This window comes from Rhodanobacter aciditrophus (genome assembly GCF_042679525.1).
Taxonomy (GTDB): Bacteria; Pseudomonadota; Gammaproteobacteria; order Pseudomonadales; family Marinomonadaceae; genus Marinomonas; species Marinomonas aciditrophus.
The window spans coordinates 288,170-306,612 of the sequence record NZ_JBHTMN010000003.1 but is presented as its reverse complement, the minus strand read 5'-3'; the positions used below and the strand labels follow the sequence as shown (position 1 = coordinate 306,612).

The following is an 18,443-nucleotide window of genomic DNA, read 5'->3' as shown; positions in this document are numbered from 1 at the left end:
CTATGATGGGCCCGCTTGTTACATTTGGGAACGTCATATCCCTCTTTAGGAGGTTAATGCCGCCGCATGATGCTCTAAATGATCCGCAATAAAGCTCGAAATGAAGTAGTAACTATGGTCGTAGCCAGATTGGCGGCGAAGGGTCACTTCATGCCCTGCTTTTGCACAGGCTTGCTCCAAGGCTTCAGGTTTCAGCTGCTCTTCAAGGAAGCCGTCTGCTTCACCTTGATCCACCAACAATGGCAAACGCTCTTCAGCGGTTGCGATTAACTCGCACGCATCCCACGCTTTCCATGTTTCACGATTCTCTCCCAAGTAGCCGGTGAAGGCTTTTTCACCCCAAGGGCATTGAGTTGGGTTCGTGATTGGCGCAAAGGCTGACACGGACTGGTAGCGACCAGGGTTCTTCAAAGCACAAATCAGGGCACCATGGCCGCCCATAGAATGGCCCGAGATAGAACGTTTATCCGAAATTGGAAAATGCTCTTCTACTAAGGTTGGCAGCTCTTGTACCACGTAATCGTACATGTTGTAGGTATGCCCATAAGGCTCCACCGTAGCATTCAGGTAAAAACCTGCTCCCGACCCGAAGTCATAGCTCTCGTGTTCACCAGGGTAGTCCGTACCACGTGGACTCGTGTCTGGCATAACGATCGCCAAACCAAGCTCAGCGGCCTTGTTAAACGCCCCTGCTTTCTGGGAAAAGTTTTCGTCGGTACAGGTCAAACCCGATAGCCAATAAAGCACTGGCACCTTAATGCTTTCTGCCTGTGGCGGCAGAAAAATCGCAAACACCATATCGCCTTTAACAGACAAGCTTTCATGGCGGTAGCGCTTCAGCCAACCACCGCTTACTTTAGTACTTGATAAAAGTTCCATATAGGCCTCTTTGGTCAGTAAAAAAAGCCCATCCTAGAGATGGGCTTTTAACGACAAATGACTTACTTATGCATCAAACTCAATGACAGTACGGATACTTTCACCTTCGTGCATGAGGTGGAAAGCTTCGTTGATGTCTTCTAATTTCATTTTGTGAGTCACAAACGGATCGATTTCGATCTTGCCACTCATGTAATCTTCAACATAGCCTGGCAACTCGGTACGACCTTTAACGCCACCGAATGCAGAACCACGCCATACGCGTCCCGTTACCAACTGGAATGGACGAGTAGAGATTTCTTGGCCAGCACCCGCTACACCAATGATGATCGACTCACCCCAACCTTTGTGACAGCACTCAAGGGCTGCACGCATCACATTAACGTTACCGATACACTCAAATGAGTAATCCACACCACCATCCGTCATCTCAACGATGACTTCTTGGATTGGCTTATCAAATTTAGCCGGATTAACAAAGTCTGTGGCACCGAACTGCTCAGCCATTTCAAATTTAGATTCGTTTAGGTCGATGGCAATGATACGACCCGCGCCAGCAATACGCGCACCTTGAATACAAGATAGACCAATACCGCCTAGACCAAAGACCGCAACGGTAGCGCCAGCTTCCACTTTTGCAGTGTTCAGTACTGCACCAATACCGGTTGTGACACCACAGCCAAGTAGACAGATTTTGTCCATGGCCGCTTCTTCGTTCACTTTAGCCAGTGAAATTTCTGGAACAACGCTGTACTCAGAGAAGGTAGAACAACCCATGTAGTGGAAGATTGGCTCGCCATTGATGCTGAAACGGCTAGTGCCATCAGGCATCAAACCTTTACCTTGCGTCGCACGAACGGCCTGACATAGGTTAGTTTTGCCAGACTTACAGAATTTACATTCGCCACACTCCGCCGTGTAAAGAGGGATAACATGATCACCCGGCTTAAGTGTTGTAACGCCTGCGCCCACAGACTCAACGATACCTGCACCTTCATGACCTAGGATTGCAGGAAAGATACCTTCTGGATCATCCCCAGACAGGGTGAATGCATCGGTATGACATACGCCTGTGGCCACCATACGAACACGGACTTCACCCGCTTGCGGGTCTTGAACTTCAACTTCTTCGATTTTAAGTGGTTGACCAGGGCCCCAAGCCACCGCCGCTTTACATTTCAACATTGCGAACTCCGTTTATTTCATGGATCGATTAATGAATGTAAGTGTAGACGTAAAAAACTATTGCGATAATCCTCGTTTTAACAAATCATTGTTGCCATACAGCAACAATAAACAGATTGGTAGAAATATAATGAAACAATGGGAAGCCATGGAAGCCTTTGTGGAAGTTGTCCGCCAAGGTAATTTCTCTAAAGCTGCGAGCCGCCTAAATGTCTCCGCTTCGCATATAAGTCGTCTTATTTCTCATCTCGAGGCGCGTCTGAATACAACCTTGCTGTTTCGAACTACACGCAGCATTCGTCTAAGCGAAGCAGGTGAGCGCTTTTATCAACATTGTCGTGACTTACCCAACACCCTCGCCAGCGCCGAAGAAGCGGTCGCCGCACTGAATCAAGCTCCAATGGGCACCCTAAGGATTACCTGCGCCACCACCTTTGGTGAGCGTTATCTTGCCCCCCTTCTCAATGACTTTTTAATCGACAATCCCCAGGTCGACTTAGACCTACATTTGACCAACCGGGAAGTGGATTTAATCGAAGAAGGATATGACCTAGCCGTCCGTATGGGAGCTTTACGGGATTCAAGCCTATTGTCTCGAAGGCTTTGCAATCGAGCAGAGTTTCTCTGTGCGTCACGGGAATATGTGGATCAATTTGGTGTGCCCCATACCTTATCAGAGCTTAATCGTCACCGCTGTCTAACTGGCTCTAAAACCCACTGGGTATTCCAACAAAGTGGCCAACGTAAGGAAATTAAGGTCGCCACTAACTGGCGCAGTAACTCAGGGCCAGCCCTGTTGGATGCCGTTCGCAAAGGACTCGGGATTGCCCAGTTGCCAGACTATTACGTGCGAGATGATCTGGCATCAGGGAGGCTCGTTGCATTGCTGCCACAATACCAATACCCCTACACCGGAGTTTGGCTCATCTACCCACGCTCACAACAACCCTCTCCTAAACTCAAATCTGTGTGTGACTTTTTAATTGAGCGTTTTGAAAAGGAAGACATTTTTGCCCAATGGAAGACACAAACTCTGCTTTAAGCCTGGTTAAAGTGCGCAAACTTTAGGGAACCTTTGCGCACATAAAGCTCACAAAAACCCTCTTCACTGAACCCGCTAAACGCTAGTAAACGCCGCAACTCAAGCCCCTCGGGGGCTGGCATAGAGGGTTACGGCTTAAGGGCCAGTGGGAGCACGCCTCTTATTACTATTGGCACTATAAATGTGCTTTTTTAGATCTTATCCATTTAGTCAAGATTTTGTTAGGATGGCGCCGTTTTCCCGCTACCACCCTGTCTTTTGATCATTAAAACATCCTTGGTAGCATTCATCTGTTAAAGGTAACTCTATGTTGTACCCCATTTTAAACTTGGTCGCTTTTGCGGTATTGCTAGTTCTACTAGTGCGACAGCATAAAGCCCAAAAGTCCCTTTCCACTCGCGTCTTCACCGGTCTTGGTTTAGGCGTATTGTTCGGTGCCGCCTTGCAGTTATTGTACGGTGTGGGTAGCGATACCATTGCCACCACATTGGATTATGTGAACATTGTTGGCTCAGGCTATGTCAGCCTCTTGAAGATGATCATCATGCCACTGATTTTGGTTTCCATCATTGGTGCGATTGTCAAAGTAAAGGACACAGGCTCCCTTGGTAAGATGTCCGGCTCCGTCATCGGTATCTTACTGGCAACCACCGCGGTGTCTGCCTTGATCGGTATCTTTGTCAGCAACCTATTTGGCTTATCTGCCGATGGCATCGTACAAGGTGCACGGGAAATGGCCCGTGGTGAAGCACTACAAGTGCGCCTAGAGGGTCTGGAAAATGTCTCCTTTGCGGACATGATTCGTTCATTTTTCCCTGGGAATCCGTTTGCAGATTTGGCCGGTAGCCGTCCAACGTCTACTATCGCTGTGGTGATTTTTGCCGCCTTTATCGGTATCGCTGGCGTCTCTGTGGCCAAAGCGCAACCGGACATTGGCGCTAGCTTTGAACGCTTTGTGGATGTGGCTCAATCTATCGTGCGCACCCTAGTGCGTATGGTACTTAGCCTAACCCCATACGGTATCCTTGCATTAATGACCAAGGTAGTGGCTGGCTCGAACGTGTCAGATATTTTGACCTTGCTGAACTTTGTCGTGGCGTCCTATGTGGGCTTGACGCTGATTTTAGTACTGCACCTAGTATTGTTGGCGGTTAATGGCATTTCACCGGTACGTTACTTGAAGAAGGTCGCTCCCGTTCTGTTATTCGCCTTCACGTCCCGCTCCAGCGCTGGCACCATCCCGCTGAACATTGAGACTCAAACTAAGAGTCTTGGGAATGGTGACGGGGAAGCCAACTTCTCTGCCTCCTTCGGTGCCACCATGGGGCAAAACGGTTGTGCTGGCCTATACCCTGCTATGTTGGCCGTCATGATCGCGCCAACGATTGGTATTAACCCTCTGGACCCTTCTTTTATCTTGTCACTGGTTGCTATCGTGACGATTAGCTCCTTTGGTATTGCAGGTATTGGTGGCGGCGCCACGTTTGCGGCTTTGATCGTTCTATCTGCATTGGACATGCCTGTCGCCCTCGCGGGTCTATTGATTTCTATCGAACCCTTGATCGATATGGGCCGAACAGCCATCAACGTAAACGGTGCGATGACCTCCGGTACCATTACGTCGAAATGGTTAGGCCACACCGATACAGAAACCTTTAATGACGACCAAGCTGGCGCTGAAGTAAAAGCCAGCTAATCCCTCTTTGTAGTCTACCTACTGACGATAGCCCCTTGAGTATCCTATCTACTCAAGGGGCTTCTCTTTAATAATCCGTACCCAAGCCTATTAAGTCTTGTTACCATGCTGGGCGAATTTAGCATTAGGCTCATGTCATGATCGAAAAAGAAGACCTACTCCATATCGCCCGTCAAACCATGCCCTTTGGGAAATACGAAGGCCGTTTGATCATTGATTTACCCGAAGAGTATTTGCTGTGGTTTAACCATAAAGGTTGGCCAGAAGGTAAGCTAGGACGCTGGTTACAGCTCGCTTTAGAAGTAAAGATTAACGGTTTAGAGAAGGTTGTCGAGCCACTCAAACTGCCAACGTCTGAGGCAGATAAACCCGTAAAAAAGCGTATTAGCTTTGATGATTTACCATAAAAAAACCGCTACCTAGAGTAGCTAGGCAGCGGTTTGTTTTGTTGGTAACGCTTCCAACAATCGAAGTTATTTCACGTCGAAGCGATCAAGCTCCATGACTTTCGTCCAGGCTTTTACAAAGTCTGCAGTGAAGCGTTCTTTACCGTCTTCACAGCCGTATACCTCGGCAATGGCACGCAAGATTGAGTTAGAACCAAACACCAAGTCCACTCGGCTACCGGTCCATTTAATCTTACCTGTCTTACGATCACGGCCTTCGAAGGTGCTTTCTTGATCGTCTTTTGGATTCCAAACCGTGCTCATGTCTAGCAAGTTAACGAAGAAATCGTTTGTCAGAACGCCAGGGCGAGCCGTCAATACGCCTTCAGAGCTTTGCTCGTAGTTCGCATTCAGTGCACGTAGACCACCGACTAGCACGGTCATCTCTGGTGCTGACAAGGTCAACAATTGAGCACGATCCACTAGCATTTCTTCTGCTGAGATTGTGAAGGTCTTCAGCAAGTAGTTACGGAAACCGTCTGCTTCCGGCTCAAGCACATCAAATGACTCAACATCCGTTTGCTCTTGGCTGGCATCCGCACGGCCTGGAGTGAAAGGCACTTTAACGGTCTCACCCGCTTGTCGAGCTGCTTCTTCAACCGCTGCGTTACCGGCAATCACGATCAAGTCAGCAAGAGATATCTGTTTGTCAGTGTGGCTTTCGTTGAATTGGGCTTGGATACCACCCAATACGGCCAATACTTTTGCTAGTTTCTCTGGTTCGTTAACGTCCCAATCTTTTTGAGGGGCCAAACGAATACGTGCACCGTTCACACCACCACGCATATCAGAACCACGGAAAGTAGAGGCAGCAGCCCAAGCAACGCTCACTAGGTCAGAAATGCTCACACCTGACGCAAGTACTTTGGCTTTTAGGTCTTCTACATCTTGCTCAGACACCAACTCATATTGAACAGCTGGAATTGGGTCTTGCCACAGCAATTCTTCTTTTGGTACCAATGGCCCTAGGTAGCGGCTAGTAGGTCCCATGTCACGGTGAGTCAATTTAAACCAAGCGCGGGAAAAAGCGTCCGCAAATTCTTCAGGGTTGTTATGGAAACGCTGAGAAATCTCTAGGTAAATTGGATCTTCACGTAATGCAATGTCAGAGGTAAACATCATAGGAGCATGACGTTTTGTCTTATCGTGTGCATCAGGCACTAGATCTTTACCCTGACCGTCTTTTGGTGTCCATTGCCAAGCGCCCGCTGGGCTCTTAGTCAATTCCCAATCGTAGCCAAACAGCATATCAAAGTAGCCCATGTCCCACTGGGTCGGCTGTGGTGTCCAGGCACCTTCTAAACCACTGGTGATGGTGTCTGCACCGCTGCCAGTTCCTTGCGGGTTGTGCCAACCAAAGCCCTGTGACGCTAAGCCTGCTGCTTCTGGGTCTTCCCCTAGTTTGCTGGCATCGCCATTACCGTGGGCTTTACCAAAGGTGTGACCACCTGCGATTAGGGCAACTGTTTCTTCATCGTTCATGGCCATACGACCAAAGGTGTCACGAATGTCACGGGCAGATTGCAATGGATCAGGTTTACCATTCGGGCCTTCAGGGTTTACGTAGATCAAACCCATCTGAACCGCTGCCAAAGGATTTTCCAGTTCACGATCCCCAGCATAGCGTTGGTCATCTAACCACTCTTTTTCTTTACCCCAGTAAACGTCTTCTTCTGGTGCCCATAGATCTTCACGGCCACCGGCAAAACCAAAGGTTTTTAATCCCATGGACTCAAGAGCACAGTTACCTGTTAGGATCATTAGATCTGCCCAAGAAATTTTGCGACCGTATTTTTGCTTGATTGGCCACAATAAACGACGGGCCTTATCCAAGCTGACGTTATCTGGCCAGCTGTTTAATGGTGCAAAACGCTGAGTACCAGCAGAGGAACCACCACGACCGTCAGCAGTACGGTACGTACCGGCACTGTGCCACGCCATACGAATAAACAGTGGACCGTAATGACCGTAGTCTGCAGGCCACCATTCTTGAGAGTCTGTCATTAACTTCATTAGATCGTCGCGTACAGCGTTTAGATCTAAGGAGTTGAATTCCGCTGCGTAGTCAAAGCCCTCTCCCATTGGATTGGACTTTGGAGAGTGCTGATGCAGAATGTTCAGGTTTAAAAGGTTCGGCCACCAGTCACGGTTTGTTGTGCCTTGAGACTGTGCCTGATGAAATGGGCATTTGCTTTCGTTAGACATGATGATTCCTCTTTGTTTGAGTCTGTCTGGCTTAATTCCTATCCATAGTTATATAGCTATCTAACATACACTTCTAATAAATATATCCTAATGAGGAAATAGATTTTCTTTTCCCCAGTAACAAACATAGACCAGAGATGCGTCTAATTCGTTACGAAAGATCAGGTCTTATTAGATCAATCCATACAGATCCTATGAATTTTGCACGGGTCTGTATCTTTATAGATGAGTACTGAGACACTAATCTGAACCCCTAAAAGGAGACATTATTTATGAAGAAAGTCGGCATTTTAGGTGGCATGAGTTGGGAGTCCACCTCCCTCTATTACACTCTTATAAACCAAGGCGTGCGTGAACGACTTGGGGGATTGCATTCTGCCAAGTTGCTTCTGAGCAGCGTGAACTTTGCAGACATTGCAGCCATGCAGAAATCTGGTGACTGGGAGCAAGCAGGAAGCCTATTATTGGCCGAAGCCAAGGGACTAGAAGCCGCCGGCGCAGAGGCTATCCTCATCGCCACCAACACCATGCACAAAGTACTGCCGGATATTGAGCCTCATATTTCTGTGCCTTTTATCCATATCGCCGACGCCACAGGTAGAGTGGTTCAACAGGCGGGGCACACCAAGGTAGGTTTTATAGGCACCCAATTCTCTATGGAAGAAGACTTTTACATTAAGCGTTTACAAGAAAACTATGGCTTAGATGTGGTGATACCTGAACAGGAAGATCGCGCACTGATTCACAGGGTGATCTTTGAAGAGTTGTGCCAAGGACATGTGAAGGACAGCTCCCGCCAGCAATTCTTAAACATATTGGAGAAGATGAGGTCCCAAGGGGCGCAATGCATTATCGAAGGATGTACTGAAATTACCTTGCTGGTGCAGCCTCAGCACACAGACATTCCGTTATTTGATACGACAAAGATTCATGCGGAGGCTGCTGTTACCTTTGCTCTGGATGAATGAAGTGCAGACTGAGCAAGAGCAAGTCTTGCTCAGTTAGCTATTTCACAATCCTAGTTACAGACCACCTTGAGTCAGTTTGGCTGGATTGAGATGCTGGGCCAATTCTTCACGACTTAGGTCTGTTTCATCTGCCGCCACATCAATAATAGGGCGACCTTCCTTGTAAGCTTTTTTAGCGATTTCCGCTGCTTTCTCGTAACCAATGATGGGATTCAGAGCCGTCACTAATATAGGGTTACGATCTAACGCTTCATTGAGCTTATCAGGATTCACTTCTAGGGTATCAATGGCCTTGTTAGCCAATAGATGAGCGCTATTTGTCAGCAGCTTGATACTGTTTAACACGTTGCTCGCAATCATCGGCAACATCACATTAAGCTCAAAGTTACCAGACTGACCACCAATGGTGATGGCAGCATCGTTGCCTATCACCTGTGCCGCTACCATAGCAGTGGCCTCAGGGATCACAGGATTCACTTTACCCGGCATGATAGACGACCCAGGCTGTAGCGCCTCAAGGGTGATTTCCCCAAGCCCAGCAAGGGGACCAGAGTTCATCCAACGTAAGTCATTGGCGATTTTCATGTAAGTGACTGCGGTGGCTTTTAAGGCACCAGACAAGGCCACTATGGTGTCTTGGGAGCCGATCAAGGCAAAGAAGTTGTCCCCTGGCTGAAATTCAACGCTGGTAATTTTGGACAGTTCTTGGGCGACCAATCGAGAAAAGTCTGGGTGCGCGTTGATGCCTGTGCCGACAGCAGTTCCCCCCTGGGCAAGCTTAGTGGTTTTGGTTAGAGCAAACTTAAGGTTGTCGATGTTGTCTTGTAGTTGCGCGGCCCAGCCATGGAAGGTTTGGTCCATTCGCACTGGCATAGCATCCATTAAATGGGTGCGACCGGTCTTGGTGAATTCTTTGAGTGACTCACCTTTGAGGGTAATCGTCGTTTTTAAATGCTCCACCGCAGGTAACAAACGCTTCGCTAATTCAATAGAGGCGCTGGCATGAATGGCACTCGGGATAATGTCGTTACTGCTTTGACCAAAGTTCACATGATCGTTGGGGCCGATTTTTTCATTCGATGCGCGGGAAGCAATGGTGGCAATCACTTCGTTGGCATTCATGTTAGAGCTAGTGCCTGAGCCCGTTTGGTAAACGTCTACCGGAAAATGCTCCATCAATTTTGGATCTTCCAGTAACTCACCACAGGCATTCTCGATGGCCCCCGCTATTTCTGGCGTAATACACTCTAATTCCAAGTTTGCTTTCGCAGCGGCCGCTTTCAGTTGAATCAAAGCCTTGATAAAGGACTCAGGCATACTTTCGCCACTAATGGGGAAGTTGTTAATGGCACGCTGGGTTTGGGCGCCGTATAGGGCGTTTTCAGGGACTTCAAGAGGCCCCATGCTGTCTTTTTCTATGCGAGTCTTCATTGGATACTCCTCGTTTTTTCACCCACTAAAAAGTAGTGGCTCAACGTTCGCAACTCATGCTCTAAACAATAGTATTCTTTGGCATCTTGATCAGTGATAACAAACCGCTGTAGTTGGCGCAGAGGTCGATGAATCATATCCAAACACAGCTCCCGCCAATGCCATGGAATCTCGCTGTCACATACGGTCTCAAGCAGTACTTGATATACGCGACGGTGCATCCCATAAGCGTCTGCAATCCCTAACTGCTCCGCGTACTGCTCACTGGTTTCTAGGTAGTGATACAAGACTTGGGGCGAGTCAGCGCTTTGTCCACGCTTAATGACTTGCTCAATGACAGAAAACGGAACAATTTGATGCGTCATAGTGTGACTCCAAAATGCAAATGATAACAATTATCAATTAAACACTAAGCCACAGATCTGTCAAGCATGGGTTTTGCCTAGATTTAATCTAGATCATAAAAAGGTAGAGGTTTGTGATTCAAACATTGCGCAAGAAGCATCAAAATTCGGGGTAAATGCCGAAAGCAGCCAAATAATGCCAACGACTCAGAAGAGTAAAAAATCAGAAAAGTAGAGAAGAGAGGATTGCATAGAGAGCAAGCGCCTTACCAAACAAAAGCGATAAGGCGCCTGAGCATTAGTGGTGATGACCACCGATACCGTGAGCGTGACCGTGGGCGATTTCATCGTCCGTCGCTTCGCGGGTTTCAAGCACTTGTACTGAGAAAGTCAGCTCTTTACCAGCCAGTGGGTGGTTAAGATCCACAGTCGCGTGTTTCAGACCAGCCTTTAAGATAGTCACTTGACGTAGACCTTGATCTGTTTGAACCGTGGCAATCATGCCTGGCTTCCAACGTTTAGCACCTTGAAGGTGTTTGATAGGCATTTGCTGGGTACGGTCTTCATGACGCTCACCGTAGGCATCCGCTGGTGCCACAGTCACATCAAACTCATCACCAGCAGACTTACCTTCCATTGCCTTCTCTAGACCTGGAATGATGTTGCCATGGCCATGAAGATACGCCAGTGGATCATTTCCAGCAGACGTTTCAATTAGGGTTTCCCCTTCACGGAGAGTGTAGTGAAATTGCACTACCGTATTGTCAGCAATCGACATGGTGTTTCCTCATTAAAAAATTTGGCGCTATTCTAACGTGATTCTCAAATTTGTCGCCTAAAAAATCATAAACTCGATACTGTCCTCAGTAATGACAATGTCTTTCACGAATTTTGCCGCCGCTTTTTCAACAGTCGAGTGATTTAATACATAGACAGGGTGTTCATTAAAGTAACGGGCAATGGCTGCCTCAAACTCATCATGTAAAGAGCCCAGATAAGATCGCAATACTTGATCACCAAAATTAGAGCCTTGTACCGTAATACTGGTTAACTTTGGACCAACCAAATACACCCTATCTTCCTCGATACGCAAACCCGATTCAAAGGATGGATCCAGTTCTGTTTTCATGGTCATTTCACGGCCAAACGCCGTTAAAGTACCGCGAATGTCGGTTTTCATGTCCACTAATACCAAACCACCATCACGTTCCGTGAGATCCACATCCGCGCTTTTTACCAACAAGTCCAAATTTAGGGTCGAATCATTTAGAGTCAGTTGAATAACGTCCGGTTGCTCCTGTTCTAAACGGGTCGCAATCTCTTGGTTAAGCTCTTCCTCGGTAATGCTCATATCCGTACACCCCGTTAGGAAGACGGAAGTGATAAGACCTAAACCGAGCATGAGTTTTTTAATCATTATTTGCGCCTCCTACTGCCTGACGCTTTTTATCAAACCAAATACGCATAAAGTCCTCGGTGACTTTTTGCTCTATTTCAACAGCCTCTTGGGTTGGACAGAAAAGAGAAACACTGAAAATATTAAATCCTTCAGGGGTTGTTTTAATACGAACCCTTGGCTCAGGTCCCGCTATCTTTACGTCCAGCCGCTTTTCAATCAAGCTGTTGTAACGAATCGCGACTTCATGAAAATGCTCACTGTACTCGCGAATCTTTGCCAAAATAGGCTCTTTTATTTCAAACAAATTGACTTCATCTGTCTGTCTAGAAATCGAAAATGTATGCTCAACATAACGACGCATGTAGTTTAAGTTTTGCACCGAATGAGTCAGCAACTGGCTGTTAGGAACGACCGTTGTGCGGCCAGTGTAAGCATAACTCCCTCCACGAAAGTCCACTTCAAAAAGGGTCGTTGACAACCAATCACTGTCCGTCACTTCCCCTTCAAAGCTGCCAATCCGAACCCAATCCCCTACCTGATAAGGGCGTGTACTTGCCTTAAACAGCGCCCCGACAATACAAGAAATGAACTCCTTGGTAGCAATCACCAAAGCCACCATAAAAGCCGCAATGGAAATGGCGATATTCTGCAGTTCAGTGGCCCAGATCAATATCAGACCAATGACCAACACCAAGTTGAAGACATTATCGACGGTATTCAGCCGACGGCGCTTACGGTCAACGTCTATTTTGGCGTTGTTACGCAAGGCGTGCTTGCTATAGCGGCGAATGACGACCACCAAAATGACCCAAATAACAGTGCCAAGGTACTCAAAATTTTCAGTTAAAAACGACAAATCAATTTGCGAAAAATCAAACGAAGACATAGCTCTCCCAGCCTTTTAAATCTGGCGCAAACTTTACCAACCTCATGCCAATTAGCCAACAAAATACTGGACAAGTGAATTTTTATAGCTGTATATTTATACAGTATTTTAAGTGAGGTGCTCGATATGCCTGTAATGATCAAATATATTGTAGAACGCAATGGTGTTGAAAAAATGACCTTCTCTTCCAAAGCTGAAGCCGACCAATACGACAAGCTGCTTGAGACAGCAGAAAGTCTCGAAGAGCTACTTCGTGATAGTAAGACCCTTGAAGATGAACAAACTCTTGGGAAGCTTGCTATGTTTTTGGCAGAAAACAAAGATGACGTGCTGGTAGCCCTTGGAAGTAAGCGAAAGCCTGCAGCCAAAAAAACAACCAAGGCGACCAATAACACCAAGCCCACCGCTCCCTTGCTAGAGGATCTAGTCATTGAACCCGATGCGGACTCCTATTATGAAGAGGAAGACAGCTCCGTTGATTACAACGATGATGAGGTCACATCAGAGGGTTTTGATAACGATGAAACCTACAACCAAAGCGATGCAGCCTAACTAGGCGCATCGCTTTCATCCCTAAAAAGGTTTTAAAACGGGATAGACCAGAGCCAAGCTAACCACGCAAGTGAAAGTAACAGGGAGATAATTACCCCAACTCTTGGGGTACGAGCTTCGCCTTCCTCTTGCTGGTGCTCTGCTGAGTTCTGGATGGGCTTTTTACCATGAATCATGCTCCCGATAAGGCGCTCCTTAAACCGGACCTCGTGGTACAACACCGCTAAGATGTGTAAAGCAATTAAGATCAATAACACATCAGGCAATTGGCGGTGCAAACTGGCAGACATTTCCCAGATATAGTCGGTCCCCCAGTTATAGAAAGGGCCAAACCAAAACACTTCATCACTGTTAAACAAGCCCGTTAGCCACTGAATCGTCATTGCGATCAAAAGCGCTATTACCATTAACCCGCCAACAGGGTTATGACCTAAATAATGCTTACCTCTGCCCGTTAGCAGCGTTTTAAGATACTTAAAAGTGTCTATTGGGTGGTAAATAAACTGAGTAAAGCGTGCAAACCTAGACCCGACCAACCCATATAACACCCGCGCCACTATCACGGCAGAGAGCCCATATCCCATATAAAAGTGCCAATCCATAACATCGGCGTTAATATTTCCTGTAATGATCAATCCCGAAAACAGGATCGCCATCAACCAATGCATCACTCGAACGGGCCAATCCCAAACTAATACTTTTTTCATATTTCCTTATCCGCTCCTCACAGTTGAACTTGATTAGCTATACTGACAGTACAGTTTCCATTTATATCCAACATTACAAAAAGTTAATCTAACGACAGAATGTCACCATGCCACTTTCACACTAAGTGAGCATTAAGGAGCGCAATACGTGGTCGTATTTATCATTTTATGTATCGTGATATTACTGGTTGTCTGCGGATACGTCCTTTTTACACAGCAGAAATGCTGGATTCAGCACACACTGCCGGTCAACCAAGACACCAGCTCACTTCCGCTAGCTCTCACTCAATTAGCGAATTGGCCTAATTGGTTGCCTTGGATACGTTACGATACTAAGGCCGATGTCATGGTCAAAAAAGCTGACTCCAGCTACCCATATGGGCAAATCACTTTCTCAAGCCAACATCTTGGCACGATCACCTGCAGCCCACGTCAGCCCTTAAACCAACTCCCCCTGTCTTTGCTGGTCGCATCTGACAGATTATTTTATGGCGATTTACATATCACCATAGACCTTATTGATTCAGAGGAAGGCAAGCGCCTGCGACTAAAAGCCAATAACAGGTTACCCTTTTGGCGGCGTTATCATCATACACAGCAACTCAATCAGCTCTACGCTGATCTTAAGCTCATGCTGGTTCAACTTCATAGCACATTTGAACCCTCTCAAAACACAACACTTTCCTTTACTGCCTTAGATTGCCAAACATTAAGCAATATGGATGCTGTCACACGGCCTTTCATCGTAAGTGAACAACATATGTCGCAAATCATGGCCATGGGCTTTCAAGATCTCACCGCCATTCTCGGGCCTGAAAACCCTCCTGCCGGCCCACGATTCGCTTTGTATGACACCGCAGATTTGAGCCATCATTACTTTGTCGGGCGCTTAGGTATTCCTATTCAATGTTTTACCCCTTGTGAAGCTCATCCAGAAAGACTGGTCTTTAAAGGCCAATATGCTCGATTAAAATATCAGGGTAGTTATGAGTATTTAGGACTCGCATGGCATGTCCTTAAGATGCAATGCCTCAGCCGCGGATTAAAAAAGCACCCTCGTAGACCCAGCTTAGAGATATTTGACGTATCGCCCCATGATACAAATGAAGAGTTGCAATTTATTACAGTACTCAATACACCAATACATTAGAGTAATCACATTGCCTATGAGGGATTTATTATGATTACTAAAAATCTTCATTTCTGGGATCGCATCATGCGAGGTGTCATCGGTGTGGCCGTAACAGGGTTTGCTTTGTTTAATGGTGACATGCTTAATGAACCCATTTTAGAGATATTGCTCGGCATATTTGGCATCTTAAACCTCATCTCTCTTTCAACTGGCTGGTGTCCTGTCTATGCACTGACAGGCATCAACACCCATCCGGATTCTAATAAACGCTCTTAAATGACAGCTTTTAGAGAATTTGAACAAGATAACCAGCTCAGGCGGCGACTCATATTTGTCTGTCTGAGTGTGGCCATTATGGTATCTGCTGTGTATGCCACGGTGGCCTATCGCCTGATAAATGATCTAGGTATTCGAACCGAAACCCACTACTTGGAGCAAGAAGGTAAAGCCTTTTTGCACGAGCTCGAGCACGCCAACACCAGTGAATTGAATCATTTACGAGAACATTTGCCCCTCACGTTTGGCACCAAAAACAGCCGTTACCATGTCCACATCCGCCACCCAAAACTCGAAGACTTTGTCCTGTCGGACTCTGTGTCTGAGACACAAGCTGATGACTTGATGAGCTTGATTCCCCCCTTACCAGACGGCGATGATCTCTCTTCTGGGCACTTTAAGTTTGAAGGCCAATCTTTTATCTGGTTTTACGGCAAGGATCATGACGTTGACCTTATTCTAGCGGTCAAACCAAACAGCTTAGAAACCTCAATGTCCTATGCGTTTAAGCGCCTTGCCATCACATCAGCAATCGTATTCTGGATCGCTGTCTGGCTAGCTTTGTTGCTGTCTTCTTGGATTACAAAGCGGGTCAAAGACAAGAATGATGCCTTGAAAAAGCTTGCCACCCACGACAGCTTAACAGGGCTCCCTAATCGCTTGTACCTAGTGAACAAGCTCCATGGGGTCATGCAAACAAGAGAACAAAAAGCACCTGAATCAGGCTGCCTGTTAGCCATAGATGTTGACCACCTAAAAGATGTGAACGATTCCCTCGGACACTCAGCAGGAGACAAGCTACTGATTGTCCTCGCTTATCGTATTCAACAGGAGTTATCAGAAGATCAGATGCTGGTTCGAGCAGGTGGGGACGAATTCTTGGTCTGGGCGCCAAACATGTCCATCGACGGGGCCAGTGTGCTGGCCAGCCACATCATCACTGCCTGCAACGAACCCTTAATGATGGATCAGCTGACAGTGAACATCGGTGCCAGTCTGGGGGTCGCTCACTTTCCATCCCATACCGACCATGTAGAAACCTTAATTACCTATGCGGACAGCGCCATGTATCAGGCCAAACAACGCAGAGCAGGTTGGGCGACCTACTGCCCAAATAACAGTGGAAACGTGGACAACAAACGCCACCTGCAATTACGCAGTGAGTTAAACTCAGCCTTATCCGAAAACCAAATTCAGCTTTACTACCAACCAAAAGTCAAAATCGAAACCGGAGAAATAGTCGGGGCCGAGGCCCTTGCCCGCTGGATTCACCCGACAGATGGAATGATCTCACCAATGATTTTTATCCCATTGGTCGAGCAAAGTGGTTTGGTGCAGGAATTCGGACGCTACGTAATTCGCCAAGCGATTCAACAGTTAGTCACATGGAAAAATCAACGGATCGAAAGTCCCATCGCCGTGAACTTGTCCCCCTATAACTTGCTAGACAAGGATCTGGTGCTGTACACACAAAACCTCCTTGTTAAGGGAAACATCTCTCCTGAACTGCTGGAAATAGAGCTGACCGAAACAGCGACCAGTGTCGATATTCAAACAATTTCTGATGCCTTAAATGACTTTAAGGAAATCGGCGTCAAACTTTCAATTGACGACTTTGGGACTGGCATGAGTTCACTTGCCTATGTCAGTTCATTAAATGTGGACACCATCAAGGTAGATCGTTCGTTTGTACACGACATAGAAACCAACGCCAACCACTACAGTATCGTCAATACAGCACTGACCCTTGCCCGATCTTTCGGCTGCACCATTGTGGTAGAAGGCATTGAAAATAAAACACAAATGGCTCTACTTAAAGAAATGGGCTGTGACTTTGGACAGGGCTTTTATTATTCCCGTCCTTTACCCGTCGATCAATTTACCGCCATGATCAAATTTACTCGCACCCTCCCTGTAGCCTAGACTAGGGGTAATCCCACCACCCGTGGGTCATTACAGACAGTGGAATCAATACATGGACAATGCAGTATATCTTCATCACCTCGATGTGCTCTTACAAAGATACAAAGAGGCACTGAGTCAATTCAAACTCGATGCAATTGTTGTGGCCAGTGGCGCCTTAAGTTACTACTACCACGACGATAACAGTCACCCTTTTAAACCCTATGCTGGGGCCCAACAATGGCTCCCATTTGCCCTACCCGCTAATTGCTATGTGGTCATTAAAGCCGATCAACTGGAGCTTATTTGGCCTGCGAAGCAAGACTTTTGGCACATGGTAAACGCCGTTCCAGAGGGCGAATGGCAATCTGCATGGCAAATTACCCCAGTTGAAAACCAAGACTGGGTAGCAGCATTACCCACTCATTGTGCACTCATTGGGCCAGCCAACCTTGAAGGCGTCCCCAATCTTGCATCATTAGAAACTTGGCTAGACTTCTATCGCGCAGTCAAAACTGACTATGAAATTGAATGCTTAAGTAAAGCCTCTCATATTGCGGCGGCAGGTCACAAAGCTGCAAGTGATGCCTTCTTAGCGGGTGCCAGCGAATTTGAAGTACATCTAGCCTATTTGAATGCCACCCGCCAAGACGCGGCCTACACCCCTTATCCAAACATCATCGGCATCAACGAGCATGCAGCGGTACTGCATTACGAGCAAAAAGATCACTTACGTTCGTTCCGTCCATTGACTCTACTCGTAGACGCAGGGGCCACATACAATGGCTATGCCAGTGATATTACACGCACTACCCTAGCTTTAAATGATGACTTTAAAGCGCTCCATGATGATGTGAACACACTACAACAGCGCATCGCTAATCAGTCTTTAGACGGGCAATCCTTCATCGAATTGCACGACCAAACCGTTGCCGGTATTGCAGACATACTGCGTACCCATGATCTGTGTTCATTGAGTGTGGAAGAGCAAATCGCAAAACGCATTCCACAACATTTCTACCCCCATGGCTTAGGGCATTTATTAGGTTTGCAGGTACATGATATTGGAGGACGCCAAATCAATCATGCTGGCGATACGAAACCCTCTCCAGCGGAGAGTCCATTCCTTCGTTTGACCCGCCCCCTTCAAGAAAACATGGTCATCACCATTGAGCCTGGCTTGTACTTTATTCCTATGTTGCTCGATCAACTCAAGGCAGACGTACCTCAGCACGGTTGTAACTTCGCTAAGATTGATAAGCTGCTACCTTACGGCGGTATTCGTATTGAGGATAACGTGGTAGTGGGTAAATCACAGATCCGTAACCTGACCCGTGAGGCGTTTGACGCACTCTAACCCTCTTGCCATGCATGTCACTTTTGTCATGGGCAA

At 47.0% G+C, this 18,443-nt stretch carries 18 protein-coding genes; 9 read left to right on the top strand and 9 right to left on the bottom strand.

The genetic code is table 11. From position 1 onward, the window contains the following. Positions 1-45: 45 nt before the first annotated feature. Both fghA and ACFQ45_RS02090 read right to left on the bottom strand, forming a co-directional pair. Positions 46-879: an S-formylglutathione hydrolase gene (gene fghA / locus ACFQ45_RS02095; protein ID WP_377364830.1), complete on the bottom strand. Its 834-nt coding sequence runs from the start codon at positions 877-879 to the stop codon at positions 46-48. Between the two features lie 66 nt (positions 880-945). Further along, complete coding sequence (locus tag ACFQ45_RS02090; RefSeq protein WP_377365075.1) at positions 946-2,061, bottom strand: S-(hydroxymethyl)glutathione dehydrogenase/class III alcohol dehydrogenase; 1,116 nt, start codon at positions 2,059-2,061, stop codon at positions 946-948. Positions 2,062-2,194: 133 nt separating this feature from the next. On the opposite strand from ACFQ45_RS02090, the gene ACFQ45_RS02085 reads away from it, so the two are divergent. The 3 genes from ACFQ45_RS02085 (at position 2,195) to ACFQ45_RS02075 (ending at position 5,209) form a co-directional block, all read left to right on the top strand. Continuing rightward, entirely contained in the window at positions 2,195-3,106 is a 912-nt protein-coding gene (locus ACFQ45_RS02085) for a LysR family transcriptional regulator (RefSeq protein WP_377364828.1), read from the top strand. Between the two features lie 307 nt (positions 3,107-3,413). Continuing rightward, the gene (locus ACFQ45_RS02080) at positions 3,414-4,802 is read left to right on the top strand and encodes an L-cystine transporter (RefSeq protein WP_377364826.1); all 1,389 of its coding nucleotides are present in this window, start codon (positions 3,414-3,416) and stop codon (positions 4,800-4,802) included. Between the two features lie 137 nt (positions 4,803-4,939). After that, positions 4,940-5,209 (top strand): DUF3820 family protein, encoded by a 270-nt coding sequence (locus ACFQ45_RS02075; RefSeq protein ID WP_377364824.1) that lies wholly within the window; start codon positions 4,940-4,942, stop codon positions 5,207-5,209. 66 nt (positions 5,210-5,275) lie between these two features. Here ACFQ45_RS02075 and katG read toward each other — a convergent pair whose 3' ends face one another. Further along, entirely contained in the window at positions 5,276-7,453 is a 2,178-nt protein-coding gene (gene katG / locus ACFQ45_RS02070) for a catalase/peroxidase HPI (RefSeq protein ID WP_377364822.1), read from the bottom strand. A gap of 272 nt (positions 7,454-7,725) precedes the next feature. Between katG and ACFQ45_RS02065 the strand changes: the two genes are divergently transcribed. After that, a complete protein-coding gene (locus tag ACFQ45_RS02065; RefSeq protein ID WP_377364820.1) occupies positions 7,726-8,421 on the top strand; it encodes an aspartate/glutamate racemase family protein in 696 nt (231 codons plus the stop codon). A 54-nt stretch (positions 8,422-8,475) separates the two neighbouring features. Here the strand turns inward: ACFQ45_RS02065 and ACFQ45_RS02060 are convergent, their stop codons facing one another. The 5 genes from ACFQ45_RS02060 to ACFQ45_RS02040 form a co-directional block, all read right to left on the bottom strand. Beyond that, entirely contained in the window at positions 8,476-9,852 is a 1,377-nt protein-coding gene (locus ACFQ45_RS02060; RefSeq protein ID WP_377364818.1) for a class II fumarate hydratase, read from the bottom strand. Continuing rightward, positions 9,849-10,217: a hypothetical protein gene (locus ACFQ45_RS02055; protein WP_377364816.1), complete on the bottom strand. Its 369-nt coding sequence runs from the start codon at positions 10,215-10,217 to the stop codon at positions 9,849-9,851. The genes ACFQ45_RS02060 and ACFQ45_RS02055 overlap by 4 nt, the downstream gene beginning before the upstream one ends. A gap of 277 nt (positions 10,218-10,494) precedes the next feature. Continuing rightward, positions 10,495-10,974, bottom strand: coding sequence for an FKBP-type peptidyl-prolyl cis-trans isomerase (locus ACFQ45_RS02050; protein WP_377364814.1), 480 nt, complete (start codon positions 10,972-10,974; stop codon positions 10,495-10,497). 57 nt (positions 10,975-11,031) lie between these two features. Further along, complete coding sequence (locus ACFQ45_RS02045; RefSeq protein ID WP_377364812.1) at positions 11,032-11,613, bottom strand: DUF1439 domain-containing protein; 582 nt, start codon at positions 11,611-11,613, stop codon at positions 11,032-11,034. Further along, entirely contained in the window at positions 11,606-12,481 is an 876-nt protein-coding gene (locus tag ACFQ45_RS02040; protein ID WP_377364810.1) for a mechanosensitive ion channel family protein, read from the bottom strand. The genes ACFQ45_RS02045 and ACFQ45_RS02040 overlap by 8 nt, the downstream gene beginning before the upstream one ends. A 126-nt stretch (positions 12,482-12,607) precedes the next feature. On the opposite strand from ACFQ45_RS02040, the gene ACFQ45_RS02035 reads away from it, so the two are divergent. Then, positions 12,608-13,033 (top strand): YebG family protein, encoded by a 426-nt coding sequence (locus ACFQ45_RS02035; RefSeq protein ID WP_377364808.1) that lies wholly within the window; start codon positions 12,608-12,610, stop codon positions 13,031-13,033. Between the two features lie 32 nt (positions 13,034-13,065). Here ACFQ45_RS02035 and ACFQ45_RS02030 read toward each other — a convergent pair whose 3' ends face one another. Continuing rightward, complete coding sequence (locus ACFQ45_RS02030) at positions 13,066-13,740, bottom strand: cytochrome b/b6 domain-containing protein (protein ID WP_377364806.1); 675 nt, start codon at positions 13,738-13,740, stop codon at positions 13,066-13,068. A 148-nt stretch (positions 13,741-13,888) separates the two neighbouring features. On the opposite strand from ACFQ45_RS02030, the gene ACFQ45_RS02025 reads away from it, so the two are divergent. The 4 genes from ACFQ45_RS02025 to pepQ are packed head-to-tail and all read left to right on the top strand — an operon-like array spanning position 13,889 to position 18,407. Continuing rightward, entirely contained in the window at positions 13,889-14,890 is a 1,002-nt protein-coding gene (locus ACFQ45_RS02025; protein WP_377364804.1) for a hypothetical protein, read from the top strand. A gap of 30 nt (positions 14,891-14,920) precedes the next feature. Next, on the top strand, positions 14,921-15,148 hold the full coding sequence (locus ACFQ45_RS02020) for a YgaP family membrane protein (RefSeq protein WP_377364802.1): 228 nt from the start codon (positions 14,921-14,923) through the stop codon (positions 15,146-15,148). After that, the gene (locus tag ACFQ45_RS02015; RefSeq protein WP_377364800.1) at positions 15,149-17,071 is read left to right on the top strand and encodes a putative bifunctional diguanylate cyclase/phosphodiesterase; all 1,923 of its coding nucleotides are present in this window, start codon (positions 15,149-15,151) and stop codon (positions 17,069-17,071) included. 52 nt (positions 17,072-17,123) lie between these two features. After that, the gene (pepQ, locus tag ACFQ45_RS02010) at positions 17,124-18,407 is read left to right on the top strand and encodes a Xaa-Pro dipeptidase (protein WP_377364798.1); all 1,284 of its coding nucleotides are present in this window, start codon (positions 17,124-17,126) and stop codon (positions 18,405-18,407) included. Positions 18,408-18,443: the final 36 nt, after the last annotated feature.

Coding starts and splice junctions, on each gene's coding strand:
- katG (WP_377364822.1), bottom strand. CDS start 7,453: ATGTCTAACGAAAGCAAATGCCCATTTCATCAGGCACAGTCTCAAGGC.
- ACFQ45_RS02055 (WP_377364816.1), bottom strand. CDS start 10,217: ATGACGCATCAAATTGTTCCGTTTTCTGTCATTGAGCAAGTCATTAAG.
- ACFQ45_RS02080 (WP_377364826.1), top strand. CDS start 3,414: ATGTTGTACCCCATTTTAAACTTGGTCGCTTTTGCGGTATTGCTAGTT.
- ACFQ45_RS02030 (WP_377364806.1), bottom strand. CDS start 13,740: ATGAAAAAAGTATTAGTTTGGGATTGGCCCGTTCGAGTGATGCATTGG.
- ACFQ45_RS02040 (WP_377364810.1), bottom strand. CDS start 12,481: ATGTCTTCGTTTGATTTTTCGCAAATTGATTTGTCGTTTTTAACTGAA.
- fghA (WP_377364830.1), bottom strand. CDS start 879: ATGGAACTTTTATCAAGTACTAAAGTAAGCGGTGGTTGGCTGAAGCGC.
- ACFQ45_RS02035 (WP_377364808.1), top strand. CDS start 12,608: ATGCCTGTAATGATCAAATATATTGTAGAACGCAATGGTGTTGAAAAA.
- ACFQ45_RS02050 (WP_377364814.1), bottom strand. CDS start 10,974: ATGTCGATTGCTGACAATACGGTAGTGCAATTTCACTACACTCTCCGT.
- ACFQ45_RS02085 (WP_377364828.1), top strand. CDS start 2,195: ATGAAACAATGGGAAGCCATGGAAGCCTTTGTGGAAGTTGTCCGCCAA.
- ACFQ45_RS02065 (WP_377364820.1), top strand. CDS start 7,726: ATGAAGAAAGTCGGCATTTTAGGTGGCATGAGTTGGGAGTCCACCTCC.
- ACFQ45_RS02015 (WP_377364800.1), top strand. CDS start 15,149: ATGACAGCTTTTAGAGAATTTGAACAAGATAACCAGCTCAGGCGGCGA.
- ACFQ45_RS02020 (WP_377364802.1), top strand. CDS start 14,921: ATGATTACTAAAAATCTTCATTTCTGGGATCGCATCATGCGAGGTGTC.
- pepQ (WP_377364798.1), top strand. CDS start 17,124: ATGGACAATGCAGTATATCTTCATCACCTCGATGTGCTCTTACAAAGA.
- ACFQ45_RS02045 (WP_377364812.1), bottom strand. CDS start 11,613: ATGATTAAAAAACTCATGCTCGGTTTAGGTCTTATCACTTCCGTCTTC.
- ACFQ45_RS02075 (WP_377364824.1), top strand. CDS start 4,940: ATGATCGAAAAAGAAGACCTACTCCATATCGCCCGTCAAACCATGCCC.
- ACFQ45_RS02060 (WP_377364818.1), bottom strand. CDS start 9,852: ATGAAGACTCGCATAGAAAAAGACAGCATGGGGCCTCTTGAAGTCCCT.